This is a genomic window from Pseudomonas sp. 14A (assembly GCF_018132745.1).
GTDB lineage: Bacteria > Pseudomonadota > Gammaproteobacteria > Pseudomonadales > Pseudomonadaceae > Aquipseudomonas > Aquipseudomonas mercuritolerans.
This window is the reverse complement of the sequence record NZ_JAGRQJ010000015.1, coordinates 210,827-235,604: the sequence shown is the minus strand read 5'-3', so window position 1 is coordinate 235,604 and position 24,778 is coordinate 210,827. Positions and strand designations below refer to the sequence as shown.

Here is a 24,778-nt window from a genome sequence, read left to right as displayed (position 1 = left end):
CTATGATGACTACGCAAAACGAAACCCTGCCGACCGAGCGCAAACCGCTGGACCTGCGGCGCTTCCTCGATGACTGGGTCATGCTGCTGGCGGCGATCGGCATCTTTGTCGCCTGCACCTTGCTGATCGACAACTTCCTCTCGCCGCTGAACATGCGCGGTCTGGGTCTGGCGATTTCCACCACCGGCATCGCTGCGTGCACCATGCTTTATTGCCTGGCGTCCGGGCACTTCGACCTCTCGGTCGGCTCAGTGATCGCCTGTGCCGGCGTGGTCGCGGCGGTGGTGATGCGTGACACCAACAGCGTGTTCCTCGGGGTCAGCGCGGCGCTGGTGATGGGCCTGATCGTTGGTCTGATCAACGGCATCGTGATTGCCAAGTTGCGCGTCAATGCGTTGATCACGACGCTGGCGACCATGCAGATCGTTCGCGGTCTGGCCTATATTTTTGCCAACGGCAAAGCGGTCGGTGTGTCGCAGGAATCGTTCTTCGTCTTCGGTAACGGCCAGCTGTTCGGCGTGCCGGTGCCGGTGCCGATCCTGATCACCATTGTCTGCTTCCTGTTCTTCGGCTGGCTGCTGAACTACACCACCTACGGGCGCAACACCATGGCCATCGGTGGCAACCAGGAAGCGGCGCTGCTGGCGGGTGTGAACGTTGACCGGACCAAGATCATCATCTTCGCCGTGCATGGTTTGATCGGTGCGCTGGCGGGTGTGATTCTGGCCTCGCGGATGACTTCCGGGCAGCCGATGATTGGTCAGGGTTTTGAACTGACGGTGATCTCGGCTTGCGTGCTGGGCGGGGTTTCGCTGAGCGGCGGCATCGGCATGATCCGCCATGTGATTGCCGGGGTGTTGATTCTGGCAATCATCGAGAACGCGATGAACCTGAAGAACATCGATACGTTTTATCAGTATGTGATTCGGGGTTCGATTCTGTTGCTGGCCGTGGTCATCGACCGCTTGAAACAGCGCTAACGTCAAAAGCTACCCCTCACCCCAGCCCTCTCCCGGAGGGAGAGGGGGCCGACCGAGGTGTCTTGCGTTCTACATCGACCTGAAAGATCGGGTCGATTGTGGGTTCGCTAAAGCAACATCAGTTCGGCGCATTTCCTGAGCACTCCCCAATCAGTTCCCTCTCCCTCCGGGAGAGGGCTAGGGTGAGGGGCTTTTGATTTTGCTCTTCCCATCGGTCACCTCCCTCAAATTTTTGTTGCCCGCCACGCACCGTTTCGGTTATCAATTTGTACATGATTAGACAGGTACGATTCGACAAGAAACAAAGGGTGGTCGACGAGCTCGTCCGACGCATCGAAAGCGGCCTCATGGAGGACGGCTTTCTGTTGCCCGGCGAACATCAGTTGGCTCAGGAATTCCAGGTCAGCCGTGGCACCTTGCGTGAGGCGCTGGCCGAACTGAAGCGGCGTAATTACATCGCCACGCAGAGCGGTGTCGGTTCCATCGTCACTTTCGACGGCGTCGCGCTGGATCAGCGCAGCGGCTGGGCGCAGGCGCTGGCCGACAGCGGGGCGCTGATCAATACCGAAGTGTTGCGTCTCGAAGCGGTGACGCGGCCAGATCTGCTGGTGCGTTTCGGCACCGACCAATTCATCACTCTCGACCGTCGCCGCCGCGCCACCGACGGTACGCTGGTGTCTCTCGAACGATCCTTGATGCCGGCCAACGGCGGCCTGGAAAGCCTGCCGCGCGTCGGTCTGATCGACAATTCCCTGACCATCACCCTGGCCGCCTACGGCTATATCGGCGAGCGAGGCGATCAGTGGATCGGCGCCGAGCCGCTGAATGCCGAAGACGCCGAGCTGCTCGGCCGTCCGGTCGGCACGGTGTTTCTCAAAGCCCTGCGCACCACCTACGACCGGCAGAACCGTTTCATGGAGCAGGTTGAAAGCCTGCTCGACCCGGTGCACTTTCGTCTGCACCTGCAATTCGGAGAATCGAAATGACCGCGCTCAACCATGCGCTTGGCGCTTTCTACGGTCTGGCCCTAGGTGACGCGCTGGGCATGCCGACGCAATCGCTTGATCGCGAAACGATCAAGGCGCGCTTCGGCCAGATCACTGATCTGCAGGACGCAGGTCCCTTGCAACCGATCGCCGCGAACATGCCCAAAGGCTCCATCACTGATGACACCGAGCAGGCGATCCTGGTCGGCGAGTTATTGGTCGAAGGTCACGGCCGTATCGAGCCGGCGGTTCTCGCCCAGCGCTTGATCGAATGGGAAGCCGAGATGCAGGCCAAGGGCTCGCAGGACTTGCTCGGCCCCTCGACCAAACGCGCCATTGAAATGATCCTCGCCGGGCATTCCCCGGAAGAAGCCGGGCGCTACGGCACCACCAACGGCGCAGCGATGCGCATCACCCCGGTGGGCATTGCCGCGAACGTGGCCGATCCGCAGCGCTTCATCGCGGCGGTCGTGCAGGCTTGCCAAGTGACGCATAACACCACGCTGGGGATTTCCAGTGCGGCGGCGGTGGCGGCGGTGGTCTCCGCTGGCATCAATGACGTCGATCTCGGCGAGGCGCTGAACCTTGGCCAGCAGATCGCTCAGCAAGCCGAAGCGCACGGGCATTGGGTGGCCGGCGGGCGCATCGCCTCGCGCATCAGCTGGGCGCGCAGCATCAGTGTCGACAGCGACAAGGCGCTGCTGGCGGATCTGCTCTACGACGTAATCGGCACATCGGTGGCTTCGCAGGAGTCGGTGGTGGTTTCATTCGCCCTGGCCCAGCAAGTGGCCATCGGTGAAATGACGGCATTCGAAGCGTTATGCATGGCTGCCAGCCTGGGCGGCGACACGGATACCATCGCGGCGATTCTCGGCGCCATGCTCGGGGCTTGCCTGGGGCTTGAGTGCTGGCCGCAGCCGATGATCGAGACGGTGAAAGCTGTTAATCAGCTGGAGCTGGAACCCCTTGTAAAAGGACTCCTCACCCTACGCTGAGGAACCCAGTGTAGGAGCTGCCGAAGGCTGCGATCTTTTGATCTTCAACAGTCTTCAGGTCGGTGGAAAATCAAGATCAAAAGATCGCAGCCTGCGGCAGCTCCTACAGGGGAGAGGTGCAGGTATTCAATTGCCCATAAACACAAGAATGGCAACAGGAGCATTTTTCATGAGTTCATCAACCGCCGGGCAAAGCGTCGGGCAATTGGAAACCCGGGGCATCGAGCCGGTGCCGGAGGCGGAGTGCAACGGTCATCCGCTGCAACTGTTCTGGGTCTGGTTTGCGGCGAATATTTCCATCCTCGGCCTGCCGCTGGGCGCCACGCTGGTGGCGTTTCGCGGGCTGGCGATCTGGCAGGCGATCATCGTCGCGATTCTTGGTGCCGCGGGTTCGTTTGCCGTGGTCGGGATCATTTCGATTGCCGGGCGTCGTGGCCGCGCGCCGAGTCTGACGCTGTCCCGGGCAATTTTCGGCGTGCGCGGCAACATCGGCCCGACGCTGGTTTCGCTGATGTCGCGTCTGGGTTGGGAAACCGTCAACACCACCACCGCCGCGTTCGTGCTGCTGTCGCTGTGTTCGATCCTGTTCGGCTCGCCGGTCGAGGCGAAAAGTGCGCCGATACTGACGCTGATCTTTATCGCCATCTTCGTCCTGCTGACCTTGTCGGTGTCCGGCCTCGGCCACGCGACCCTGCTGGTGATCCAGAAGTGGGCGACGTACGTGTTCGGCGCGCTGAACATTCTCGTCGGTGGTTTCCTCTGCGCGACCATCGACTGGAGTGCGGTGTTCAACGCCACGCCAGCACCGCTGAGCGCAATGATCATCGGCATTGGCACCATGGCCGCCGGCACCGGTATCGGTTGGGCCAACGCTGGCGCTGACATGTCGCGCTATCAGCATCGCAGCGTCAAGGCTGTACGCCTGGTGGCGTCGGCGGCGTTCGGCGCGGGCATTCCGCTGGTGCTGCTGATCACTCTCGGCGGCTTGTTGTCGGTGGGCAACAATGATCTGGCGTCGGCGACTGATCCGATCGTGGCGATCCGCGACATGCTGCCGACGTGGATGGCCGTGCCGTACCTGATCACCGCGTTCGGCGGTCTGCTGCTGTCGAACAACCTGTCGGTGTACTCCGCCGGCCTGACCACGCTGACCCTGGGCCTGAAGGTCAAACGGGTCTACGCAGTGGTGGTCGACATCGTCGCGATCTTTGCGGGCTCGATCTACTTCATGCTGATCGCCGACAGTTTCTACGGCCCGTTTATCACCTTCATTTCCCTGCTGGCAGTGCCGATCACCGCATGGGTGGGGATTTTTGTCGTCGATCTGATTCACCGTCACTACTACAGCCCCAAGGACCTGCTCGACGTCAGCCCGAGCAGCGCCTATTGGTATCGCGGCGGCATCGAGTGGCGCGCGTTTGGCGCCTGGGCGATCGCCATCGTCCTCGGTTTCAGCTTTACCACCATCGGCACCACGGCGGAAAACGTTTGGTTCAAGGGCTTTTTGTCCGACTCCTGGCTGGGCCACAACGGCCTCGGCTGGATCGTGACCTTCGTCGTCGCCGGTGGCATTTACCTGATACTTGGTGGTGCTAAAGATCGCCGCGCCGCGCAATCCGAGAATGCTCATGCCTAAGATGTTGCACACCGGCCAGGTCATCATCGACCTGGTCATGGCCGTGGATAAACTGCCGCAAATTGGCGGCGACGTGCTGGCGCAGTCGGCGGGTTTCGAAGCCGGCGGCGGTTTCAACGTGATGGCCGCTGCGGTGCGCAACGGCCTGCCGGTGGTCTATCTCGGTCGCCATGGCACAGGACGTTTCGGTGACCTGGCGCGCCAAGCGATGCAGGCGGAAGGTATCGGCATCGGCATCCGCGAACCGGCCGAGCGCGATACCGGTCTGTGCGTGGCGCTGACCGATGCCTCGGCTGAGCGCAGTTTCATTTCCTATATCGGCGCTGAAGGTGAGGTGACCGAGGACGATTTGAACAGCGTGGCTGTCGAGCCCGGCGATTACGTTTATCTCAGCGGTTACAGTCTGCTGCATGAGGGCAAGGCGCAGGCGTTGCTCGACTGGACGCTGGCGCTGCCGGCGTCGGTCAATGTGGTGTTCGACCCGGGGCCGTTGGTGGAGTCGCCCGATGCGCCAATGATGCAGACGTTGCTGCCGCGCATTGATGTGTGGACCAGCAATAGCGTCGAGGCGCTGCGGTTTACCGGAGCTGATGAAACTGGCGCGGCAATGGATCGGCTCGCGGAACTGCTGCCGGAAAATGTGCTGATGGTGGTGCGCGACGGGCCGCAGGGTTGCTGGATACAGCAGCGTGGCGAGCGTCGACAAGTGCCGGGGTTTGCTGTCAAAGCAGTGGACAGCAATGGCGCCGGTGATGCGCATGCCGGGGTGTTTGTTGCTGGATTGGCGCAGGGGTTGGAGGCACCGGAAGCGGCGCGGCGGGCCAATGCGGCAGCGGCACTGGCGGTGACTCGCTGGGGACCGGCGACATCGCCGGGTACGGCGGAGGTGGATGCGTTTATCCGCGAGTCCTGCGGCGGCTGATAAATGGCTATCGCGAGCAGGCTCACTCCCACATTGAATCTGTGTCTTACACAAATCTCCTGTAGGAGCTGTCGAAGGCTGCGATCTTTTGATCTTGAAAAGCAAAAGATCGCAGCCTTCGGCAGCTCCTACAGGGGGGGCGTTCTAACTCGCCTTGCGCAACGCCTCAATCAACTCCTGCTTGCGCATCGACGAGCGCCCCGGAATATTCTTCGCTCGGACTTCCTTCATCAGGCTATCGACAGTCTGCGTATCCTTCGAAGTCTCGCTGTTGCGTGAATGGCCCTTGCGGCTGGCCACCGCGCGGCGCGATGACTCTTTGCGATCTTCCGACTTGGCACTGGCGGGCTTCTTGCGCCCCGAGCCACCGGACTTCTCGCCGCCGCCGGATTGTTTGTTGACCGTGGCCCAGGCGCGAGCCTCAGCCTCATCTTTCGACACGCCCTTTTTCTCGTAGCTGTCTTCGATGTGCTCGGCTTTGCGCTTCTGTTCGCTGGTGTATTTGTCTTTGCTTCCACGAGGCATGGGATTTCTCCTCCTGTGTGCAGATTCAACCGCTCGCCACGCCTGCAGCGAGCGGCTTCGGAACTATTGCTGATCGAGTTTCTGTGCGGCTTCTACGCCAGCCGCGCTGAGCTTGATCGGCAGGTTCAGCGAGTGTTCGCCCGCTTCGCTCAAGGTCACATGACCATGGTGAATCAGCCCGCGATCCTGCAGCGAGGCGAGGGCGCTGGCCACGACTTTCTCGCCCCGGTAATTGTCCAGCACCTCCTTGCCCAGGCCGTTGGGATGGGCGTGCAGCAGGCGGGTGAGAACTTCTTTTTCCAGGTCTTTGTCGACGTTCATGGTTACCTCTTCATGGGAGTGAATAGGGCGCTCGCGTCGGCGAACTACTGACCGGCACCTTCGGAACCGGAGCCACCGGTGGTGGTTTTCGAGCCGACACCGGGGCCGGCATTGTCAGGCGCAGTGGCAGGAGAGTCAGGCGTGTTCATGCCGCCCTGACGCCCCGGATCGCTGCCCTGGGTGCGCGGGTCGGTCCCGGTGGCGGGTGGCTGATTGATCAGCGGCACACCGGAGCCATCGGTATTCATTCCGGGGGCACTGTTGATAGCAGGCGCGCGTGGCGGGGTCGGATCGGTAGGGCCAGTGCCCGCTGCCGTGGACGAGGCGGCGAACACCGCAGGGCAGAGCAGGGCGCTGAAGACGAAAGCGGTCAACCTTGACGGGATCATAGGGCTTCTCCAGTGATTGGAATCCTTACACTGGGTTGGTCAGCCCTGGTGACGGATTGGTGCCTGATGATCGACGAACGGTCTTCGCCAGGGGCGCGTGTCTGCTGTTCAGACGATGCCAATTTCCTCCTTGAACTGCTCCATGAAACCCTTCAGTCGTTGATGACGAATCTGTGCCAGGCGCTGACCGGTCACCGTTTGAAAACCGTCGGCCAGATGCAGCAGTTTGGTCTGGAAATGATCGAGGCAAAAACGCGTGTCGTCGTACTCACGCTCAAGCGCTTCGGGATCCTGCGGGTCGTACAGCGCCGAGCCCATGCGCCCGGCCACATAGAAGGTTCGGGCAACACCGAGCATGCCCAGCGAGTCGAGGCGATCGGCGTCCTGGACGATTTTCGCTTCGAGCGTGATTGGGGTGATGTTGGCAGAGAAACTGTGGGATTCGATGGCGTGGGCGACGTTGCTGATTTTCTCGTTGGGCCAATTCATTTCCTTCAGCACGGATGAGGCTTTGTCCGCTGCCAGACGCGAAGCCTGCGCGCGCAATGGTGAGTTTTTTTCGACCGCTACGCAGTCGTGCAGCAGCACGGCTGCCAGCAAGACTTCGAGATCGCCGCCTTCGGTTGCATGCAGGGTGCGGGCGTTATGCCAGACCCGTTGCAGGTGGGCGAGGTCGTGGGCGCCGTCATCCGAGGGTTCCAGTGCATGTGAGAGTAGCGCTGACGCCAGTGCTTCCATCGGCGCAAAACAGTTAACGGTCATAAGCATCCTTTCAGAATGTGCGGTATCAACTGTGGGAGCGAGCCTGCTCGCGAAAGCGTCATTTCAGTCAGACGTTGATTCAACTGACAGAATGCTTCCGCGAGCAGGCTCGCTCCCACAAGGGCAACAGTGTTCAGCAAATTGGGCAGGTCAGTATGTTTGCCATGTGACGAGCGCCGCTGCGCGCCTTAGTATGGCGCTTTAATTTGCACACAAGGCCCGTCCATGACGATCGAAATCCGCCCGGCGACCCCCAGCGATGCGCCGCAAATCCTCACCTTCATCACCGAACTGGCAGATTTCGAGAAGGCCCGTCACGAAGTCATCGCCAGCGTCGCTGACATCGAACGCAGCCTGTTCGGCGACGGCGCCACCGCCCACGGCCTGATCTGCCTGCGCGACGGCTTGCCGATCGGCTTCGCGGTGTTCTTCTTCAGTTACTCGACCTGGCTGGGCAGCAATTGCCTGTACCTCGAAGACCTCTACATCACCCCCGAACAACGTGGCGGCGGCGCCGGCAAAACCCTGCTGCGCCACCTGGCAAAAATCGCCTGCGCCAACGACTGCGGCCGCTTCGAATGGAGCGTACTGGAATGGAACACGCCGGCCATCGAATTCTACAAGTCGCTCGGTGCGCAACCGCAGGAGGAGTGGGTGCGGTATCGCATGGATGGCAAGGTGTTGCGCGAATTTGCCGAGGGCTGAGCACAATGATGGCAATCTACTGCTGATTCGGTTGTCGCCACTGCTCTAGTCCGGCATTCTGTGCGCCATTTTTGCGCGCTCATGGACGACACCTGCAATGTATCTGGCAAAATTTCTCCGCGCCTGTGGAGCCCTCGCTGCGTCAATGAGTGACCAGCTATGAGCGGACTGCAGGCGTCCATGCGTCTGTATGGTCTGGTGAAAACTACCGGCTCTTCTGACGACCCGAATCGACAGGCTGTCGAAATTCTCTGCATGGCCCAGCGCACCGGCGGCCTGGCTATTCGGGCTTTCGTGTCGCGGCTCGACGCCGAGTTGATGTCGCGCAGCGCCGGCCTCGGCGAATACCGTGTGGAAGCGCTGAGAACCTTTGATCCCACAGCGATTATCGACGCTCATCAAGGCTGGCTGATGCTGCACATCTGTTGCGGCTTCGTCGCTCTCGCCGGCCATTCTCTGTTGAAAAACGGTGCGTTGATCCCGATGGGCTGGCACGTCTACTCCGAAGTGGGGCGCTGGACCTCCAGACATCATCTGGACCTTGGCGTGGAAATGGGCGACTTGCTGCAATCGACTTTCGAGCGCAATCACCTGCGCAACTACAACGCCTGGCTCAACGAACTTGATGATGTAACGCCTGCCGAGTTGAGGTGGCAAGCCGACGAAGCCTGGCGTGCCATACAAACCGCGACATCGTCTGAAAGCCGTGAGCATTGTCATGCTCTGTTCGACCCGGTCGACAATCGCTGGCGCTTTGCCGCGACCGACATCGACATCTATCAGCCATCCCCGGCATCCCTTAAGCAAGGAGCTTTGAATTGAGTGGTAAACCCGCAGCTCGCGTCACCGACCCAACCGCCTGCCCACTGCCAGGTCACGGCACCAACCCGATTGTCTCCGGCTCGCCGGACGTGTTTTTCGATGGCCTCGCTGCTGCACGCATGACCGATAAATCAGCGTGTGGCAGCCCTATCACCGGAGCGGTCTCCGGCACTGTTTTCATTAACGGCCTGAATGCCGCGATGCTCGACAGCACTGGTGGGCATGGCAATGTCGTGATCGGTGGCTCAGGTACGGTGATTATCGGCCAGAGCGGGGGAGGGGCCGCGTTTAGCGGGTTGCTGCCGATGCCGGTGCATTTCACTGACAGGTTTCAAGTAGTCAATCAGGACACCGGAGAGCCGGTCTCTTATCACCCTTACATCATTCAGCGGGGTGACGGCAGTGAAGAGTCTGGCGTGACGGATGCGGCGGGATTTACCCATACCGTCAGTTCGCACCTGGCTGAGACGATTAAATTATTTGTGGAGTAATTAGAGATGGCAAATGGAAGTGCAACAGCGGAGGCTCCACCACCGGCAATGGCGAAAAGGGATCCCGTGAGTCATACACTTACTTGCAAGACAGATCAATCGGTCAAGCAAGTAACAGTAAGCATCCGCGATGCAATGGTTTTTCTTGTTGGTGGAGCTGGCGATCAGGAACGGTATTACGTTGATGGTCCCAATCACAATGTCGACTATGTGCGAGACATGGTCGACGCGGACATCGAAGCGCTGGAGATACAGAAATCTTGTACGACGTTGCCCCTTGGTTATAACTCATTTATGAGTGAGGAGGATCTGGAGCGTAACGTTATTCGAAAAATTCCAAGTTGCAATACTGCGATTTATATCATCGGCCACAGTTTGGGTGGCTGGAACGGTGCTCATTTGTCTGCCATTTTAACCGAGCGCGGTTTCAAAATAAAAATTTTGGTGACCCTGGATCCCGTAGGACACGGCAAAATCGTATATGGTATTTCGAAAATATATCGTCAGGTTCCCAAGCCTAAAGCGCAGTATTGGGTAAATATCAGGGCCGCTGCGGTCGATTGGAACCTGTCAGATCTGGTTGCAGACTTCGGTGAGCAATGGGAGATCTCCGAAGGGCCGAATGTCATGGGGCGGCTCGATATCAATCACGCAGATGCCAACTTTATGTATGCTCATGCCTTGCCCGGTGGAAAGTCAGCGCGACAGATTGTAGCGGAGTCAATATTCAAATGGATCAAGGGGTAACAGCCTATGAAGGTTTTGATCTTGGCAATATGTATATCGGTGCTCTCGGCTTGTTCTTTGAATCATGGCCGGCCCATTGCTAACCTTAAATACGAAAAGACAGAGCGGCTTCGTACTACCGGAATTTATCAAGTTTATTTCAAGTCCGACGTGGAACTTCTCGGCCTGTTCAAGTCGTCTATAGGGCGTGGGCTGGTCTGCTCGTTGACAAGTGATCTTGATTTTTCTCAGGCACACCGAATTAAACAGTCCGGCTTCGGGTTTATCGAGAGGGTTTCACCTGACTCGTTAATTTATAGGGCAGATGTCATTTTTGACGAGTCGGTAGACGATGAGGGGGGAGAAAGGCGCCTGAAAGGGGAAACACTGGATCCCTTTTTAAAAGCCAGAGATTCCTTTTCCTGTGTGTATAGAGTCCATTCCACTACATACAAGACCTATTTTTCCAAGATTATGCAGATACCTAGCGCGGATTTGCTGACAACTGGCCATGCAAAATGAAAGATATCCCGTCCGGCCTTGCCTCTTTCGAGGGCCGCTCTCCCTGAATATTTCCCGACCGCAGCGGCATGGCGAACCTTGCATTTTTGTCCGTGCAAGCCTGACTCGGCCTTTCGCGGCATTCGATCGCCATCCTTGCAGCCGGGGGGCGTTTTGAGCGAGGTGATACCGTTACTGTCGACGGTTCCCATAATATGGGATCAATATTTATATATTGAGATTTCCAATCCCCCGGGTTTATAGTCCGTCGCACTCACTGCCAAAAACAAAACAGGTGAAGCGATGCAGGCGCAATTGATCGCGCTCGATTGGGGGACGACCTCATTACGTGCTTACAAACTCGCGGCGGACGGTGTGGTGCTGGAGCAGCGTGCGCTGTCGTCCGGGATCATGCAGTTGCCCAAGACCCCGCGAATCATCCACGGCCGTGAATGCGCCGATGGGTTTGAACTGGCCTTTGACGAGGCCTGCGGTGACTGGCTCGATGCGCAGCCGGATCTGCCGGTGATCGCTTGCGGCATGGTCGGCAGTGCGCAGGGCTGGCGCGAGGCGGCTTACTGCGAGACGCCGGCCGACGTCGCCCATCTCGGAAATTCCCTACAAACCGTTGTCAGTCTTCGCGGTACGCCGGTGCATATCGTCCCCGGCGTGATTCAGCGTTCGCGTCTGCCCAACGTGATGCGCGGCGAAGAAACCCAAGTCCTCGGCGTGCTGCAAAGTCTGCCGGCCGAGGCCGGTAACGATCTGCTGATCGGTTTGCCAGGCAGTCACTCGAAATGGGTGGAAGTGGTCGATGGCCGCATCACTCATTTCGACACGTTCATGACTGGCGAAGTCTTCGCCGTACTCAGCGAACACAGCATCCTCGGCCGTACCCAGCAGCCGAGCCCGACCTTCGATGCGCAGGCGTTCGACCGCGGTGTGCAAATCGCGCTGTCGGCGGATGCCGAGCTCGGCGTGCTGTCGACCCTGTTCAGCGCCCGCACCCTCGGCCTCACCGGTGAACTGAGCCCGACTGCTCAGGCGGATTATCTGTCCGGCCTGATGATCGGCCATGAGCTGGCCGCGCTCGCCAATGTGCAGCGGCGCCGGCGCAATCAAGCAAATCTTCCATCGATCGTGCTCATCGGCAATGCGCAACTGTGCACGCGATATCGCCGTGCCCTCGACGCCTGCGGCTTTGCTCAGGTGACGTTGGCCGAGCAGGCCACCGAGCGTGGCCTGTGGCAACTGGCGCGCGCCGCCGGACTGATCGATTCCTCATCCCGTTAACCCTGACTGGAGGCCTGACATGCTCAAGCAAGCATTGGCACAAAACGGTCTGATCGCGATTCTGCGTGGCCTGCAACCGCAGGAAGCGGCGGCTGTCGGAGAAGTCCTGTATTCCGCCGGATTTCGCGTCATCGAAGTACCGCTCAATTCTCCATCGCCGTACGAAAGTATCCGCATCCTGCGTGATGCGCTGCCCGCCGATTGCCTGATCGGTGCCGGCACGGTGCTCAGCCCCGAGCAGGTCGAGCAGGTCAAAGCGGCTGGCGGCCAAGTGATCGTCATGCCGCACAGCGATGCCAAAGTGTTGCGCGCGGCGAAAGCGGCGGGGCTGTACCTGTCGCCGGGCGTGGCCACGCCGACCGAAGCCTTCGCCGCACTGGCCGAGGGTGCGGACATTCTCAAGCTGTTTCCGGCCGAGCAAATGACCCCGGCAGTCGTCAAAGCCTGGCTCGCGGTGTTGCCAGCCGGCACGGTGCTGGCGCCGGTCGGCGGGATCACACCGGACAACATGCAGGCCTTTATCGATGCCGGTGTGAAAGGTTTCGGTCTCGGTTCCGGCCTGTTCAAACCGGGCATGACGCCCGAGCAGGTGGCGGTCAATGCCAAGGCCTATGTGGCTGCCTGGAAAGCCCTGCGTTAAGACTTTTTGGCGCTGTGCGCGCTGCATCTAATAAAAGCTGCATTTACCAAAGAGAGCAGAGATGAAAATCACCAAACTCACGACCTTCATCGTTCCGCCGCGCTGGTGCTTCCTCAAGGTCGAAACCGACGAGGGCGTGACCGGTTGGGGCGAGCCTGTGGTTGAAGGACGCGCGCATACCGTAGCTGCTGCGGTGGAAGAGTTGTCCGACTACCTGATCGGCAAAGACCCACGCAATATCGAAGACATCTGGACCGTGCTCTATCGCGGCGGCTTCTACCGTGGCGGCGCGATCCACATGAGCGCGCTGGCCGGTATCGATCAGGCGTTGTGGGACATCAAGGGCAAGGCCCTCGGCGTGTCGGTCAGCGATCTGCTCGGTGGCCAGGTGCGCGACAAGATTCGTGTCTATTCGTGGATCGGCGGCGACCGGCCGGCCGACACCGCGCGTGCGGCGAAAGAAGCGGTGAGCCGTGGTTTCACGGCGGTGAAAATGAACGGCACCGAAGAGTTGCAGTTCCTCGACACCTTCGAGAAAGTCGACCTCGCCCTGGCCAACGTTGCCGCCGTGCGTGATGCGGTGGGGCCGAACGTCGGTATCGGCGTCGATTTCCACGGCCGCGTGCACAAGCCGATGGCCAAGGTGCTGATGAAGGAGCTCGACCCGTACAAACTGATGTTCATCGAAGAACCGGTGCTCAGCGAAAACTACGAAGCATTGAAAGAACTGGCGCCGCTGACCAGCACGCCGATTGCCCTCGGCGAGCGGCTGTTCTCGCGCTGGGACTTTAAACGGGTGTTGAGCGAAGGCTACGTCGACATTATCCAGCCGGATGCCTCCCACGCCGGCGGCATCACCGAAACCCGCAAGATCGCCAACATGGCCGAAGCCTACGACGTCGCGCTGGCGCTGCATTGCCCGCTAGGCCCGATCGCCCTGGCGGCGTGTTTGCAACTCGACGCGGCTTGTTACAACGCGTTTATCCAGGAGCAGAGCCTCGGCATCCATTACAACGAGAGCAACGACTTGCTCGACTATGTGAAGGATCCGCGCGTCTTCGACTACGACCAAGGCTTCGTCAAGATCCCGAACGGCCCGGGGCTGGGCATCGAGATCAACGAGGAGTACGTGATCGAGCGTGCGGCAGTCGGCCACCGCTGGCGCAACCCGATCTGGCGTCATGCCGATGGCAGCTTTGCCGAGTGGTGATCTCCTGATTCAGCACTGATCCCTGTGGGAGCGAGCCTGCTCGCGAAAGCAATGTCACATCCGCCATCCATGTGACTGACCCAACGCTTTCGCGAGCAGGTCGAATCGTCGCACCGTCGCTCCCACAGTTTGATCTCCAGGGAGAGGAGATCTGCGTCATGACCTCAACAAACATAAATAGAGGCATCTCTCATGCAAACGCACACCCTCTCCGGGCAGGCGTCTTTAGTCACGCCTAGCCGCAAGCGATTTTTCATCATGGTGTTGCTGTTCATCACCGTGGTCATCAACTACCTCGACCGCAGCAATCTGTCGATTGCCGCGCCGGCGCTGACCAGTGAGCTGGGCATCGATCCGGTTCATGTCGGTCTGATCTTCTCCGCGTTCGGCTGGACCTACGCTGCCATGCAGATCCCCGGCGGCTGGCTGGTCGATCGTGTGCCGCCGCGCATCCTTTACAGCGTCGCGCTGCTGCTGTGGTCGGTGGCCACGGTAATGCTCGGTTTCGTCAGCAGCTTCATCGCCCTGTTCGTGCTGCGCATGGCCGTCGGTGCGCTGGAAGCGCCGGCCTATCCGATCAACAGCCGCGTGGTCACCACCTGGTTTCCTGAGCGCGAACGCGCCACGGCGATCGGTTTCTACACCTCCGGGCAGTTTGTCGGTCTGGCCTTCCTGACCCCGGTGCTGGCGTGGCTGCAACATGCATTCGGCTGGCACATGGTGTTCGTCGCCACCGGCGCGGTGGGCATTCTCTGGGCGCTGATCTGGTACGCGGTGTATCGCGAGCCGCGCGATTTCAAAGGCACCAACGAAGCGGAAATCGACTTGATTCGTGAGGGTGGCGGGCTGGTCGATATCCAGGCCGAGGCGGCCAAGGTCAAAGCCAAATTCAGCTGGACCGATCTCAGTATCGTCCTCAGCAAGCGCAAGTTGTGGGGCATTTACCTTGGCCAGTTCTGCCTGAACTCGACGCTGTGGTTCTTCCTCACCTGGTTTCCGACCTATCTGGTGAAATATCGCGGCATGGACTTCATCAAGTCCGGTCTGCTCGCATCGCTGCCATTTCTTGCCGCGTTCGTCGGTGTGTTGTGCTCGGGATTCTTTCCGACTTCCTGATCCGGCGTGGCTACACCGTGGGCTTCGCGCGCAAGTTGCCGATCATTGGCGGGCTGCTGATTTCGACTTCGATCATCGGCGCCAACTTTGTCGAGTCGACGCCGCTGGTGATTGCCTTCCTCGCCCTGGCATTTTTCGGCAACGGTCTGGCGTCGATCACCTGGTCGCTGGTCTCGACGCTGGCGCCGGCGCGTTTGCTCGGTCTGACCGGTGGCGTGTTCAACTTCATCGGCAACCTCTCGGCGATCGCTACGCCGATCGTCATCGGCTTCCTCGCCAGCGGCGATTCGTTCGCCCCGGCGATCACCTACATCGCCGTGCTCGCGCTGGTTGGCGCCTTGTCCTACGTGCTGCTGGTCGGCAAGGTCGAGCGTATCGAGTTGTAGTGCTCTGCGTCGGGCGACCATAATGCCGCCCGTTCCTTCGCTCAACGGTAAAAGGCTGGATATGCAGGAAGACGCCCCGGAAAAAACCAAGGACGCCGCGCCCACCGGCACCCAGACGCTGCTGCGCGGCCTCGGTGTGGTGCAGGCAGTGGCCAGTGGCGCGCGTGATCTCAAGGAGATCGCCCGGCTGATCGGCACCACGCGCAGCACCACCCATCGTCTGGCCAGCTGTCTGGTCGACGAGCGTTATCTGCGCGTGGTGCCGCAGATCGGTTATCTACTTGGGCCGAAACTGATCGAACTGGGCTTTCAGGCCCGCGAAGAGTTGCCGCTGGTGACGTTGGCCGGGCCGTATCTGGACGAGCTCTCGGCACTGACCGGCGATACCGTGCACTTGGGCATTCGCGAAGGCGACGAAGTGCTGTATCTATTGAAGAATCCCGGACGCAACGGCCCGGAAATGCGCTCACGGGTCGGCCATCGCATGCCGCTGGTGCGCACCGGGATCGGCAAGGCCTTGATGCTCGATGATTCGCCGCAGGATTGGCGGCGGCTGTACGACATCAGCCTGCCGGCAGGTGGGAAGAGTCAGTTCTGGCCGCAGCATCCTCAGCAATCGTGGGAGCAGCTGGAGCAGCGCATGGGCGAGTATGTCGCCGGTGGTTATGCGTTCGATCTGGAAGACAACGAACCGTCGATCCGCTGCGTGGCGGCGCCGATTCGTGATGCGAGCAAGGGCATTGTCGCGGCGATCAGTATCGCCAGCACCGTGCCGTACATGCCGCTGGAAAAAATGGCCGAGTTGATCCCCCTGCTCAAAGGGGTCACAACCCGGCTGTCGGCGGAGCTTGGTTTGAAGGTATAGCCCTAAGGTTTAGGCCTTCAGCGTCGCCATGTCGATGACGAAGCGGTACTTCACATCACCGGCAATCATCCGCGCGTAGGCTTCGTTGATCTGGCGGATGTCGAGCATTTCGATGTCGCAGGTGATGTTGTGCTCGGCGCAGAAATCCAGCACTTCCTGGGTTTCGGCGATACCACCGATCAAGGACCCGGCCAGTACGCGGCGGCTCATCACCAGGTTGCCGGCGTGCACGGGCGGGTTCACTGGCTCGATCAGCCCGACCAGAATGTGCACGCCGTCGAAACGCAGGGTGTCGAGGTACGGGTTCAAATCGTGTTGCACCGGAATGGTGTCGAGCAGGAAGTCGAAGTAGCCGGCAGCGGCCTTCATCTGCTCGGCATCGGTGGAGACGATGACGTGATCGGCGCCCTGACGGCGACCTTCTTCCGCCTTGCTCGCCGAGCGGGTGAACAGCGTCACTTCAGCGCCCATGGCCTTGGCGAACTTGATCCCCATATGGCCGAGGCCGCCCATGCCGAGAATCCCGACCTTGTCACCGGCCTTGACGCCGTAGTGCTTGAGCGGCGAGTAGGTGGTGATACCGGCACAGAGAATCGGTGCGGCGCTGGCCAGAGCCAGTTTCTCGGGGATGCGCACAACGAAGTGCTCACTGACCACGATGCTGTCCGAATAACCGCCCATGGTGTTGCTGCCATCAACCCGATCCGGGGTGGCGTAGGTCATGGTCGGGCCTTCGAGGCAATATTGCTCGAGGTTCGCCTGGCAGGCTTCGCAGCTGCGGCAGGAGTCGACCATGCAGCCGACGCCAACCAGATCGCCTACTTTGTGACGGGTGACATTCGCACCGACTGCGGTGACTTTTCCGACGATCTCATGGCCAGGCATCAGCGGATAAACGGCGATGCCCCATTCGTTGCGTGCCTGATGGATGTCGGAATGGCAGACGCCGCAGTAGAGAATTTCGATCGCCACGTCGTCGGCGCGCGGGCTACGGCGTTCGAATTTCATCGGGGCGAGGGGCGTGGTGGCCGATTGGGCGGCATAGCCGATGGCGGTGTACATGGGTGACCTCGCAAAAACAGTGACAAGTGAGGCGGTGAATTCTGGGCGCCAGAGGCGGGTGCGGCCATGACGATTTCTCCGGGTCTCATGCCTAATCCTCCGGCATGCGGGTTTCGGCGATCGCATTGGCCAGCGGATCTGCGATGATGTTTTCATCCCTTTTTCCGTGAATTTTACGAAGACCTATTCGATGCAGTTGACCCGTCATCTTGATGCCAATGCCCGGCTGGTTTCGCTGATCGAACCGCTGGCGCTGCGCGATGGCTACAGCCAGACCGGCCTGCCCGGCGTGCAGATCTTGCGCGCCAGTTGCGACGTCGCCCGTGGCCCGCATATCTACGAGCCGAGCCTGATGATCATCGCCCAGGGCAGCAAACTGGCGTTCCTCGGCCCACGAACCATGGAATACGGCGCCGGGCATTATCTGATCCAGGCGCTGCCGGTGCCGTTCGAATGCGAAACCTTTGCCTTGCCCGATGCGCCATTGCTCGGTGTGTCGGTGGCGATAGATCGCGTCCTGCTCGGCGAACTGGTGCTGGCCATGGGGCTGGCGCCGGGTCGGCATATTCCGGCGCAGACGCCGGAGTCGATGACCTCGGTGGTGCTCGACGATGGCATGCGCGGTTGTGTCGAGCGGCTGCTCAGTTGTCTGCACGATCCGCTGGAATGCCAGATTCTCGGCCCGGCACGGGTTCGCGAGTTATTGTTCGTCGCGCTGCGCGGGCCGCAGGCGGATGTATTGCGTGCATTGGTCGAACAGCAAGGGCAATTCGCTCGGGTGGCGGCGTCTATCAGCCATCTGCATGCGCATTACACCGAGCCGCTGAATGTCGAGACATTGGCCGGTTGCGCGAACATGAGCGTGTCGACGTTTCATGAGCATTTCAAACGCAGCACATTGTTGTCGCCGGTGCAGTATCTCAAGCGTTTACGTTTGTTGAAGGCGCAGACGCTGCTGGTGGCTGAAGGGCTGGGCGTGGCGCAGGTGGCGCATCGGGTGGGGTATCAGAGCACGTCGCAATTCAGTCGCGAATACAAGCGTTACTTCGAACGCAGTCCGGGGGAAGAGCGCGCTGCCTGATCCGCCGATAATCCCCTGTGGGAGCGAGCCTGCTCGCGAAGGCGCTGGATCAGTCGACATCATCTTTATATGACACACCGCTTTCGCGAGCAGGCTCGCTCCCACAGTTGTTTTGTGGTGGCAGAGGAATTTTGGGCAACAAAAAGGCCCCCATTTCGGGAGCCTTGTTGTTCAGCGTTTCGACTTACATGTTCGGGTAAGTCGGGCCGCCGGCACCTTCCGGTGCCACCCAGGTGATGTTCTGCGCAGGGTCCTTGATGTCACAGGTCTTGCAGTGCACGCAGTTCTGGGCGTTGATCTGGAAGCGCTTCTCGCCGTCTTCCTTGGTGATCACTTCGTATACGCCGGCCGGGCAGTAACGCTGCGCCGGTTCGTCGTACAGCGGCAGGTTCTTGCTGATCGGGATGCTCGGGTCGGTCAGCTTCAAGTGACACGGCTGCTCTTCTTCGTGGTTGGTACCGGAGATGAACACCGAGCTGAGTTTGTCGAAACTCAGTTTGCCGTCAGGCTTCGGGTAGTCGATCTTCTTGCAGTCGGCCGCGAGCTTGAGGCAGGCGTAATCCGGCTTGGTGTCGCGCAGGGTGAACGGCAGTTTGCCGCCGAAGATGTTCTGGTCCAGCCAGTTGAAACCACCGCCGATGATTGCGCCGTACTTGTGAATCGCTGCGCCGAAATTACGGCTGGCGAACAATTCTTCATGCAGCCAGCTGTTCTTGAAGGCGTCAACGTAAGTGGTCAGTTCGACGGTGCAGTCCTGCTCGGCGAACAGCGCATCTGCCACCGATTCAGCCGCGAGCATGCCGGACTTCATCGCGGTGTGGCTGCCTTTGATCTTGGCGAAGTTCAGGGTGCCGAGGTCGCAACCGATCAGCGCGCCGCCCTTGAAGACCATTTTCGGCAGCGAGTTCAGGCCGCCCTTGGCGATGGCGCGGGCGCCGTAGCTGACGCGCTTGCCGCCTTCCAGATATTGCTTGAGCACCGGGTGATGCTTGAGGCGCTGGAACTCATCGAACGGCGACAGGTAAGTGTTGCTGTAGGACAGGTCGACGATCAGACCGACCACCACCTGATTGTTTTCCAGGTGATAGAGGAACGAGCCGCCGGTGTTCTCGGTGCCCATGATGTCCAGCGGCCAGCCGGCGGTGTGCACCACCAGGCCTGGCTGATGCTTGGCCGGGTCGATTTCCCAGATTTCTTTCAGGCCGATGCCGTAATGCTGGACGTCGGCATCGCTGTCGAGGTTGTAGCGCTTGATCAGTTGCTTGCCGATGTGGCCACGGCAGCCTTCGGCGAACAGCGTGTATTTGCCACGCAGTTCCATGCCCGGGGTGTACAGGCCTTCTTTCGGGTTGCCTTCGCGGTCGACGCCCAGATCACCGGTGATGATCCCGCGCACTACGCCGTTTTCATCGATCAACGCTTCCTGAGCGGCGAAGCCCGGGTAGATTTCTACACCGAGGTTTTCGGCCTGCTGAGCCAGCCAGCGGCACAGGTTGCCGAGGGAGATAATGTAATTGCCTTCGTTGTGCATGGTCTTGGGCACAAAGAAGTCAGGAATCTTCTGCGCACTGTCGGCGTTTTTCAGCACGAAAATGTCATCGCGTGTTACTGGCGTGTTCAGCGGCGCGCCGAGTTCTTTCCAGTCCGGGAACAATTCGTTCAGGGCGCGGGGTTCGAACACCGCACCGGAGAGGATGTGCGCGCCGACTTCGGAGCCTTTTTCGACCACGCAGACGCTGATTTCCTTACCGGCGTCAGCGGCCTTCTGCTTCAAGCGGCAGGCGGCGGACAGACCAGCGGGGCCGGCACCGACGATGACGACGTCGAATTCCATGTATTCGCGTTCCACAGGCTATCTCCTACTCAAGGCTCAACAGTTTTTTTTCTAATATGGAGGTTTGATCTCGCATCCATATTGCCTTTACGTTAACGTCAAAGGGAATATTGGCGAATCCACCTTTCTCTCTAGGCGGCGCATTATATCTACACCACTCTCAGCGTCCAATACAAACGTTTGTTTGAATCGCCTCCAGCCCTGATAAATCAAAGAAGCGCGGCTTATGACAGGGCATTTTGGCGTATTGACCAGAATGGGCGTTCCGGTCAAGATACGGGCGGTTTTGCGCTCGCCGTAGGCAGACTGGCGGTTTCAAGAGCACCTCTAAAGACAGGGCACAGGAGTAGACGGTGATGCGCAGCGCAAGTCCGGCGCGCAGTTTACACAGCGTGGGAATGAATGACCCGACAGTCACCCCTGACGAACGGTCACCTCCCTTCGCGAAGTGAATCACCTCACATTCAAGCCGGCGTTTTTAGAGGTGCCCTTGTCGCCCGATGAGCATCATCCGCCAGGTTCGCCTAGGCGACTTTCTTTTCACCGGAGAGTAACGAGGAATCCATGAAGGTTCTTGTAGCTGTCAAACGCGTTGTGGATTACAACGTCAAGGTCCGCGTCAAGGCGGACAATTCCGGCGTCGACCTCGCCAACGTCAAGATGTCGATGAACCCATTCTGCGAAATCGCCGTGGAAGAAGCCGTACGCCTGAAAGAGAAGGGCGTTGCGACTGAAATCGTCGTCGTCTCCATCGGCCCGACCACCGCTCAGGAACAGCTGCGTACCGCACTGGCTCTGGGTGCCGATCGCGCCATCCTCGTCGAATCCGCTGAAGACCTGACCTCGCTGGCCGTGGCCAAGCTGCTCAAGGCTGTCGTCGACAAGGAACAGCCGCAGTTGGTGATCCTTGGCAAACAGGCGATCGACAGCGACAACAACCAGACCGGCCAGATGCTCGCTGCACTGAGCGGCTACGGTCAGGGCACGTTCGCTTCGAAAGTCGAAGTCTCCGGCGACAGCGTTGCCGTGACCCGCGAAATCGACGGCGGCGCGCAGACCGTTTCGTTGAAACTGCCGGCCATCGTCACCACCGACCTGCGTTTGAACGAGCCGCGCTACGCGTCCCTGCCAAACATCATGAAAGCCAAGAAGAAGCCTCTCGAAGTGCTGACTCCGGACGCTTTGGGCGTTTCCACCGCCTCCACCAACAAGACTCTGAAAGTCGAAGCGCCGGCTGCACGTAGCGCGGGCATCAAGGTCAAGTCGGTGGCTGAACTGGTTGAAAAACTCAAGAACGAAGCGAAGGTAATCTAAATGACTATCTTGGTTATTGCTGAACACGACAACAAAGTGCTGGCCCCGGCCACGCTGAACACCGTGGCCGCTGCTGCCAAAATCGGCGGCGACATCAACGTACTGGTTGCAGGTCAGGGCGCAGGCCCGGTGGCCGAAGCCGCTGCGAAGATCGCTGGGGTGAGCAAAGTCCTGAATGCTGACAACGCCGCTTACGCGCATCAGCTGCCGGAAAACGTTGCTCCTCTGGTTGCAGAGTTGGGCAAGGGTTACAGCCACATTCTGGCTGCCGCCACTTCCAACGGCAAAAACATCCTGCCGCGCGTTGCTGCTGCGCTGGACGTTGACCAGATCTCCGAGATCATTTCGGTAGAAAGCGCTGACACTTTCAAGCGTCCGATCTACGCCGGTAACGCCATCGCCACCGTGCAATCGACCGCCGCGATCAAAGTGATCACCGTGCGTGCCACCGGTTTCGATCCGGTTGCTGCTGAAGGTGGTTCGGCTGCCGTTGAAGCTGTTGGCGCTGCGCACGACGCCGGTACCTCGAGCTTCGTCAGCGAAGAGCTGGCCAAGTCCGATCGTCCTGAGCTGACCGCTGCCAAGATCGTCGTCTCTGGCGGCCGCGGCATGCAGAACGGTGACAACTTCAAACACCTGTACGCCCTGGCCGACAAGCTTGGCGCTGCTGTTGGCGCTTCGCGCGCTGCGGTCGACGCAGGTTTTGTACCGAACGACATGCAGGTCGGTCAGACCGGCAAGATCGTTGCGCCACAGCTGTACATCGCCGTCGGTATCTCCGGCGCGATCCAGCACTTGGCCGGTATGAAAGACTCCAAAGTGATCGTTGCGATCAACAAGGACGAAGAAGCGCCGATCTTCCAGGTGGCCGATTACGGTCTCGTGGCGGATCTGTTCGAAGCAGTACCTGAGCTGGAGAAGCTGGTCTAATCCGGCGTCTTCACTTATAAAGAGCCCGGCCTGTTGGTCGGGCTTTTTTTTGTCTCGAATTTCAAGCGGGAGCGTTTTGCCATGGATCTGCGCTGCGGATGGTTGTTGGGATGGGTGCTGTTGCCAGGTCTGGCCACGGCCGCTGGCAAGTGCGAGCGCCTGGTTGTCACCGGCAGCCCGGATGCGCCGCCCTATCTGTGGCAGGACCCGCAAAATCCCAAACGCTTGATCGGCGCCAGTGCCGATCTGTTGCAGCAAGTGGCCAAGGATCTGGGTATCAAAGTCGATCTGCTGTATGCCGGCAAACGCTCGCAGGCCCTTGATGAAGTGCGCAGCGGGCGCATGGACATGCTCGCCGACGCGCCGCTGACTGTGAATGAGCTGGAGAACCTCGACTACATCCATCCGCCACTGTTGGAAAACGATTACCTGGTGTGGACCCGCAAAGGTTCGACGCTGACCTACGGCGAGGCGATCGACCTGAAAGGCCACGCCGGCGCGGTGTCGGAAAAGTCTCGGATGACCCAGGCATTCGGCACTTTCGCTGAACAGAATCTGACCCTGACCCGCACAGCAAACCTTACCGAGGCACTACAGAAATTGCTGTTGGGCGAGGTGGAATATGTCCTCGCCGGACGTTACTCAGGCCTGGCCGCCGCGCAGACATTGGGCATGACCAGCGATCTGCTGGCGTTCGAACAACCCATCGACCGGCCGGGTCTGTTCCTCGCGGTTTCACATAACTCGGCCTGCAACGATCCGTGGTTGCGCGGACAGCTCGCCAAAAAGATGACAGAATTGCCCGCATCCGGACTGACGGAAGCCGCGCTGCAACGCAACATCGAGCGCTGGAAGGCGCAACAGCAGCAGCCGCCACAACCTGTCAGTGCCCCAAAACAGTAGGGATTCTTAGTGAGTATTCGACCTCTTTTCGCGGCTGTGGCCGTTCTGGCCCTGGCCGGGTGCGCATCCGATCCGGCACCCACTGAACAAATGCGTTTGACCGAACAAGCCATCGTGCAGGCCAAGGCAGTGGGCGCCACCGCTGACGAAGTGCCGGAAATGCAACTGGCGGAAACCAAGTACAGCCGCGCCAAAGGCAACATGGCGGACGAGTCCTATCGCAACGCGCGCATGCGTGCCGAGCAGGCTGAACTGGATGCACGTCTGGCTGAAGCCAAGGTGCTGACGAAAAAAAGCGAAGAGCAGCTTAATGTGCTCAATACCCGCATTGTCCGCCTGCGCAAGCAGCTGCAACTGGGGGAAGCGCAATGAGCATCAAGTCCAACGCTCTGGGCATTCTGCTTCTTGCCGGTTGCGCCAGCCTGTACGGCTGCGCCGGCCAGCACAGCGAGGCGGCACTGCAACAGGCCGGCGCTGATTTCCAGAAGGTCAAGGAAGATTCCAACGTCCTGCGCATCGCGCCGAAAGACGTGATCCGCGCTGGCGAGTCCCTGGCCCGCGCCGATCGACTGTCGACCTATTGGGGCAGCGGTGCCGACGTGGTGCATTACGCCTACCTGAGCCAGCGCTACAGCGAAATAGCCCGCGAACACACCAATCAGGCGCTCAATGAGGAGCGCGCAGCCAAGCTCGAGCTTGAGCGGCAACGTCTGCAACTGGCCCTGCGCGAATCGAAGCTGCTCAGCGTGCAGCAGCAGGGCAAATGGCTGGAGGAACAGATCGTGGCGCTGGCCACTACACAGACTGATCGTGGTCTGGTCATGACCCTCGGCGACGTGTTGTTCGACACCGGCCAGGCGGAACTGAAAAACTCGGCCAACCGCGTCGTGCTGAAGATCGTCCAGTTCCTGCAACTGAACCCCAAGCGCGTGGTGCGCATCGAGGGTTACACCGACAGCACCGGTGGCAAGCAGGAAAACCTCAAACTGTCTCGCGATCGTGCGCAGTCGGTGGCTGACGTGCTGGTCGATCTGGGTATCGACGAAAAACGCATTCAGGTCGAAGGTTACGGCGATCAGTTCCCGGTCGACGCCAACGCCTCCGAGCGTGGACGGGCGCAGAACCGCCGTGTGGAAATTGTGTTCTCCGACGAAAAAGGCCAGCTCGGCGCCGCCCGCTGATCATCACGATCGCCTGTTGGAGCTGTGTAGGAGCTGTGTAGGAGCTGACGGGTGCAACGAGGCTGCGATCTTTTGACCTTCAAAAGCAAAAGCAGAATCAAAAGATCGCAGCCTCGTTGCACTCGTCAGCTCCTACAGGCTCCTACAGACTCCGACAAGCCCGGACTGTCATGCAGTGCCGGGCTTTTTTACGTCTGTCGAT

Annotated in this window: 26 protein-coding genes and 2 pseudogenes; 22 read left to right on the top strand and 6 right to left on the bottom strand. The window is 59.8% G+C overall.

Annotation, left to right across the window (positions count from 1 at the left end):
• The first annotated feature begins 5 nt into the window (after positions 1–5).
• From araH to PS14A_RS17900, 5 genes are all read left to right on the top strand, one after another.
• A complete protein-coding gene (gene araH, locus PS14A_RS17920) occupies positions 6–980 on the top strand; it encodes an L-arabinose ABC transporter permease AraH (RefSeq protein WP_212616886.1) in 975 nt (324 codons plus the stop codon).
• Between the two features lie 272 nt (positions 981–1,252).
• A complete protein-coding gene (locus tag PS14A_RS17915; RefSeq protein ID WP_016770970.1) occupies positions 1,253–1,966 on the top strand; it encodes a GntR family transcriptional regulator in 714 nt (237 codons plus the stop codon).
• Positions 1,963–2,961: an ADP-ribosylglycohydrolase family protein gene (locus PS14A_RS17910; RefSeq protein ID WP_212616885.1), complete on the top strand. Its 999-nt coding sequence runs from the start codon at positions 1,963–1,965 to the stop codon at positions 2,959–2,961. Before PS14A_RS17915 ends, PS14A_RS17910 begins: the two co-directional genes overlap by 4 nt.
• Before the next feature lie 169 nt (positions 2,962–3,130).
• Positions 3,131–4,597: a cytosine permease gene (locus tag PS14A_RS17905; RefSeq protein ID WP_212616884.1), complete on the top strand. Its 1,467-nt coding sequence runs from the start codon at positions 3,131–3,133 to the stop codon at positions 4,595–4,597.
• On the top strand, positions 4,590–5,519 hold the full coding sequence (locus tag PS14A_RS17900; RefSeq protein WP_212616883.1) for a PfkB family carbohydrate kinase: 930 nt from the start codon (positions 4,590–4,592) through the stop codon (positions 5,517–5,519). The genes PS14A_RS17905 and PS14A_RS17900 overlap by 8 nt, the downstream gene beginning before the upstream one ends.
• A 144-nt stretch (positions 5,520–5,663) precedes the next feature.
• Here the strand turns inward: PS14A_RS17900 and PS14A_RS17895 are convergent, their stop codons facing one another.
• From PS14A_RS17895 to PS14A_RS17880, 4 genes are all read right to left on the bottom strand, one after another.
• Entirely contained in the window at positions 5,664–6,044 is a 381-nt protein-coding gene (locus PS14A_RS17895; protein ID WP_212616882.1) for a termination factor Rho, read from the bottom strand.
• A 63-nt stretch (positions 6,045–6,107) separates the two neighbouring features.
• A complete protein-coding gene (locus tag PS14A_RS17890; protein WP_130911805.1) occupies positions 6,108–6,365 on the bottom strand; it encodes a hypothetical protein in 258 nt (85 codons plus the stop codon).
• 44 nt (positions 6,366–6,409) lie between these two features.
• Entirely contained in the window at positions 6,410–6,754 is a 345-nt protein-coding gene (locus PS14A_RS17885) for a hypothetical protein (RefSeq protein WP_125917286.1), read from the bottom strand.
• Between the two features lie 108 nt (positions 6,755–6,862).
• Positions 6,863–7,516, bottom strand: a complete 654-nt coding sequence (locus tag PS14A_RS17880) for an HD domain-containing protein (RefSeq protein WP_212616881.1) — start codon at positions 7,514–7,516, stop codon at positions 6,863–6,865.
• 225 nt (positions 7,517–7,741) lie between these two features.
• Here PS14A_RS17880 and PS14A_RS17875 point away from each other — a divergent pair, with 225 nt between their 5' ends.
• The 10 genes and pseudogenes from PS14A_RS17875 to PS14A_RS17830 all read left to right on the top strand — a co-directional run bounded on the left by PS14A_RS17875 (position 7,742) and on the right by PS14A_RS17830 (position 16,271).
• Entirely contained in the window at positions 7,742–8,221 is a 480-nt protein-coding gene (locus tag PS14A_RS17875) for a GNAT family N-acetyltransferase (protein ID WP_212616880.1), read from the top strand.
• A 159-nt stretch (positions 8,222–8,380) separates the two neighbouring features.
• The gene (locus PS14A_RS17870; RefSeq protein ID WP_212616879.1) at positions 8,381–9,043 is read left to right on the top strand and encodes a hypothetical protein; all 663 of its coding nucleotides are present in this window, start codon (positions 8,381–8,383) and stop codon (positions 9,041–9,043) included.
• A complete protein-coding gene (locus PS14A_RS17865) occupies positions 9,040–9,534 on the top strand; it encodes a PAAR domain-containing protein (protein WP_212616878.1) in 495 nt (164 codons plus the stop codon). Before PS14A_RS17870 ends, PS14A_RS17865 begins: the two co-directional genes overlap by 4 nt.
• 6 nt (positions 9,535–9,540) lie before the next feature.
• A complete protein-coding gene (locus PS14A_RS17860; RefSeq protein WP_212616877.1) occupies positions 9,541–10,281 on the top strand; it encodes an alpha/beta hydrolase in 741 nt (246 codons plus the stop codon).
• 6 nt (positions 10,282–10,287) lie between these two features.
• A complete protein-coding gene (locus PS14A_RS17855) occupies positions 10,288–10,782 on the top strand; it encodes a hypothetical protein (RefSeq protein ID WP_016770963.1) in 495 nt (164 codons plus the stop codon).
• Positions 10,783–11,064: 282 nt separating this feature from the next.
• Positions 11,065–12,054 (top strand): 2-dehydro-3-deoxygalactonokinase, encoded by a 990-nt coding sequence (locus PS14A_RS17850; protein WP_130911799.1) that lies wholly within the window; start codon positions 11,065–11,067, stop codon positions 12,052–12,054.
• A 19-nt stretch (positions 12,055–12,073) separates the two neighbouring features.
• A complete protein-coding gene (locus PS14A_RS17845) occupies positions 12,074–12,694 on the top strand; it encodes a 2-dehydro-3-deoxy-6-phosphogalactonate aldolase (protein WP_212616876.1) in 621 nt (206 codons plus the stop codon).
• 61 nt (positions 12,695–12,755) lie between these two features.
• Positions 12,756–13,904, top strand: a complete 1,149-nt coding sequence (gene dgoD, locus PS14A_RS17840; RefSeq protein ID WP_016770960.1) for a galactonate dehydratase — start codon at positions 12,756–12,758, stop codon at positions 13,902–13,904.
• Between the two features lie 192 nt (positions 13,905–14,096).
• Positions 14,097–15,406: pseudogene (locus tag PS14A_RS17835) on the top strand (MFS transporter).
• A gap of 61 nt (positions 15,407–15,467) precedes the next feature.
• Positions 15,468–16,271 (top strand): IclR family transcriptional regulator, encoded by an 804-nt coding sequence (locus tag PS14A_RS17830; RefSeq protein WP_016770958.1) that lies wholly within the window; start codon positions 15,468–15,470, stop codon positions 16,269–16,271.
• A 9-nt stretch (positions 16,272–16,280) separates the two neighbouring features.
• On the opposite strand, the gene PS14A_RS17825 is transcribed toward PS14A_RS17830, so the two are convergent.
• Positions 16,281–17,333 (bottom strand): NAD(P)-dependent alcohol dehydrogenase, encoded by a 1,053-nt coding sequence (locus tag PS14A_RS17825; protein WP_212616875.1) that lies wholly within the window; start codon positions 17,331–17,333, stop codon positions 16,281–16,283.
• A 190-nt stretch (positions 17,334–17,523) separates the two neighbouring features.
• Here PS14A_RS17825 and PS14A_RS17820 point away from each other — a divergent pair, with 190 nt between their 5' ends.
• Both PS14A_RS17820 and PS14A_RS26835 read left to right on the top strand, forming a co-directional pair.
• Positions 17,524–18,414, top strand: coding sequence for an AraC family transcriptional regulator (locus tag PS14A_RS17820; RefSeq protein WP_064361232.1), 891 nt, complete (start codon positions 17,524–17,526; stop codon positions 18,412–18,414).
• Between the two features lie 17 nt (positions 18,415–18,431).
• Positions 18,432–18,524: pseudogene (locus tag PS14A_RS26835) on the top strand (metal ABC transporter ATP-binding protein); the annotation flags it as partial.
• A gap of 74 nt (positions 18,525–18,598) precedes the next feature.
• On the opposite strand, the gene PS14A_RS17815 reads toward PS14A_RS26835, so the two are convergent.
• Positions 18,599–20,263 (bottom strand): electron transfer flavoprotein-ubiquinone oxidoreductase, encoded by a 1,665-nt coding sequence (locus PS14A_RS17815; protein WP_130888463.1) that lies wholly within the window; start codon positions 20,261–20,263, stop codon positions 18,599–18,601.
• 549 nt (positions 20,264–20,812) lie between these two features.
• On the opposite strand from PS14A_RS17815, the gene PS14A_RS17810 reads away from it, so the two are divergent.
• The 5 genes from PS14A_RS17810 (at position 20,813) to PS14A_RS17790 (ending at position 24,576) form a co-directional block, all read left to right on the top strand.
• Positions 20,813–21,562 (top strand): electron transfer flavoprotein subunit beta/FixA family protein, encoded by a 750-nt coding sequence (locus PS14A_RS17810; RefSeq protein WP_007908338.1) that lies wholly within the window; start codon positions 20,813–20,815, stop codon positions 21,560–21,562.
• Positions 21,563–22,492 carry an FAD-binding protein gene (locus tag PS14A_RS17805; protein ID WP_130911905.1) on the top strand — a complete coding sequence of 310 codons (930 nt, stop codon included), beginning with the start codon at positions 21,563–21,565 and terminating at the stop codon, positions 22,490–22,492. It abuts the gene before it with no gap.
• An 81-nt stretch (positions 22,493–22,573) separates the two neighbouring features.
• The gene (locus PS14A_RS17800) at positions 22,574–23,395 is read left to right on the top strand and encodes a transporter substrate-binding domain-containing protein (RefSeq protein ID WP_212616874.1); all 822 of its coding nucleotides are present in this window, start codon (positions 22,574–22,576) and stop codon (positions 23,393–23,395) included.
• A 9-nt stretch (positions 23,396–23,404) separates the two neighbouring features.
• Entirely contained in the window at positions 23,405–23,767 is a 363-nt protein-coding gene (locus tag PS14A_RS17795) for a DUF4398 domain-containing protein (RefSeq protein WP_178084471.1), read from the top strand.
• The gene (locus PS14A_RS17790; RefSeq protein WP_212616873.1) at positions 23,764–24,576 is read left to right on the top strand and encodes an OmpA family protein; all 813 of its coding nucleotides are present in this window, start codon (positions 23,764–23,766) and stop codon (positions 24,574–24,576) included. Before PS14A_RS17795 ends, PS14A_RS17790 begins: the two co-directional genes overlap by 4 nt.
• The last annotated feature ends 202 nt before the right edge of the window (positions 24,577–24,778 follow it).

Bases quoted from the DNA above. Each gene is read 5' to 3' on its own strand.
- araH (WP_212616886.1), top strand. From the start codon at position 6: ATGACTACGCAAAACGAAACCCTGCCGACCGAGCGCAAACCGCTGGAC.
- PS14A_RS17915 (WP_016770970.1), top strand. From the start codon at position 1,253: ATGATTAGACAGGTACGATTCGACAAGAAACAAAGGGTGGTCGACGAG.
- PS14A_RS17910 (WP_212616885.1), top strand. From the start codon at position 1,963: ATGACCGCGCTCAACCATGCGCTTGGCGCTTTCTACGGTCTGGCCCTA.
- PS14A_RS17905 (WP_212616884.1), top strand. From the start codon at position 3,131: ATGAGTTCATCAACCGCCGGGCAAAGCGTCGGGCAATTGGAAACCCGG.
- PS14A_RS17900 (WP_212616883.1), top strand. From the start codon at position 4,590: ATGCCTAAGATGTTGCACACCGGCCAGGTCATCATCGACCTGGTCATG.
- PS14A_RS17895 (WP_212616882.1), bottom strand. From the start codon at position 6,044: ATGCCTCGTGGAAGCAAAGACAAATACACCAGCGAACAGAAGCGCAAA.
- PS14A_RS17890 (WP_130911805.1), bottom strand. From the start codon at position 6,365: ATGAACGTCGACAAAGACCTGGAAAAAGAAGTTCTCACCCGCCTGCTG.
- PS14A_RS17885 (WP_125917286.1), bottom strand. From the start codon at position 6,754: ATGATCCCGTCAAGGTTGACCGCTTTCGTCTTCAGCGCCCTGCTCTGC.
- PS14A_RS17880 (WP_212616881.1), bottom strand. From the start codon at position 7,516: ATGACCGTTAACTGTTTTGCGCCGATGGAAGCACTGGCGTCAGCGCTA.
- PS14A_RS17875 (WP_212616880.1), top strand. From the start codon at position 7,742: ATGACGATCGAAATCCGCCCGGCGACCCCCAGCGATGCGCCGCAAATC.
- PS14A_RS17870 (WP_212616879.1), top strand. From the start codon at position 8,381: ATGAGCGGACTGCAGGCGTCCATGCGTCTGTATGGTCTGGTGAAAACT.
- PS14A_RS17860 (WP_212616877.1), top strand. From the start codon at position 9,541: ATGGCAAATGGAAGTGCAACAGCGGAGGCTCCACCACCGGCAATGGCG.
- PS14A_RS17855 (WP_016770963.1), top strand. From the start codon at position 10,288: ATGAAGGTTTTGATCTTGGCAATATGTATATCGGTGCTCTCGGCTTGT.
- PS14A_RS17850 (WP_130911799.1), top strand. From the start codon at position 11,065: ATGCAGGCGCAATTGATCGCGCTCGATTGGGGGACGACCTCATTACGT.
- PS14A_RS17845 (WP_212616876.1), top strand. From the start codon at position 12,074: ATGCTCAAGCAAGCATTGGCACAAAACGGTCTGATCGCGATTCTGCGT.
- dgoD (WP_016770960.1), top strand. From the start codon at position 12,756: ATGAAAATCACCAAACTCACGACCTTCATCGTTCCGCCGCGCTGGTGC.
- PS14A_RS17830 (WP_016770958.1), top strand. From the start codon at position 15,468: ATGCAGGAAGACGCCCCGGAAAAAACCAAGGACGCCGCGCCCACCGGC.
- PS14A_RS17825 (WP_212616875.1), bottom strand. From the start codon at position 17,333: ATGTACACCGCCATCGGCTATGCCGCCCAATCGGCCACCACGCCCCTC.
- PS14A_RS17820 (WP_064361232.1), top strand. From the start codon at position 17,524: ATGCAGTTGACCCGTCATCTTGATGCCAATGCCCGGCTGGTTTCGCTG.
- PS14A_RS17810 (WP_007908338.1), top strand. From the start codon at position 20,813: ATGAAGGTTCTTGTAGCTGTCAAACGCGTTGTGGATTACAACGTCAAG.
- PS14A_RS17805 (WP_130911905.1), top strand. From the start codon at position 21,563: ATGACTATCTTGGTTATTGCTGAACACGACAACAAAGTGCTGGCCCCG.
- PS14A_RS17800 (WP_212616874.1), top strand. From the start codon at position 22,574: ATGGATCTGCGCTGCGGATGGTTGTTGGGATGGGTGCTGTTGCCAGGT.
- PS14A_RS17790 (WP_212616873.1), top strand. From the start codon at position 23,764: ATGAGCATCAAGTCCAACGCTCTGGGCATTCTGCTTCTTGCCGGTTGC.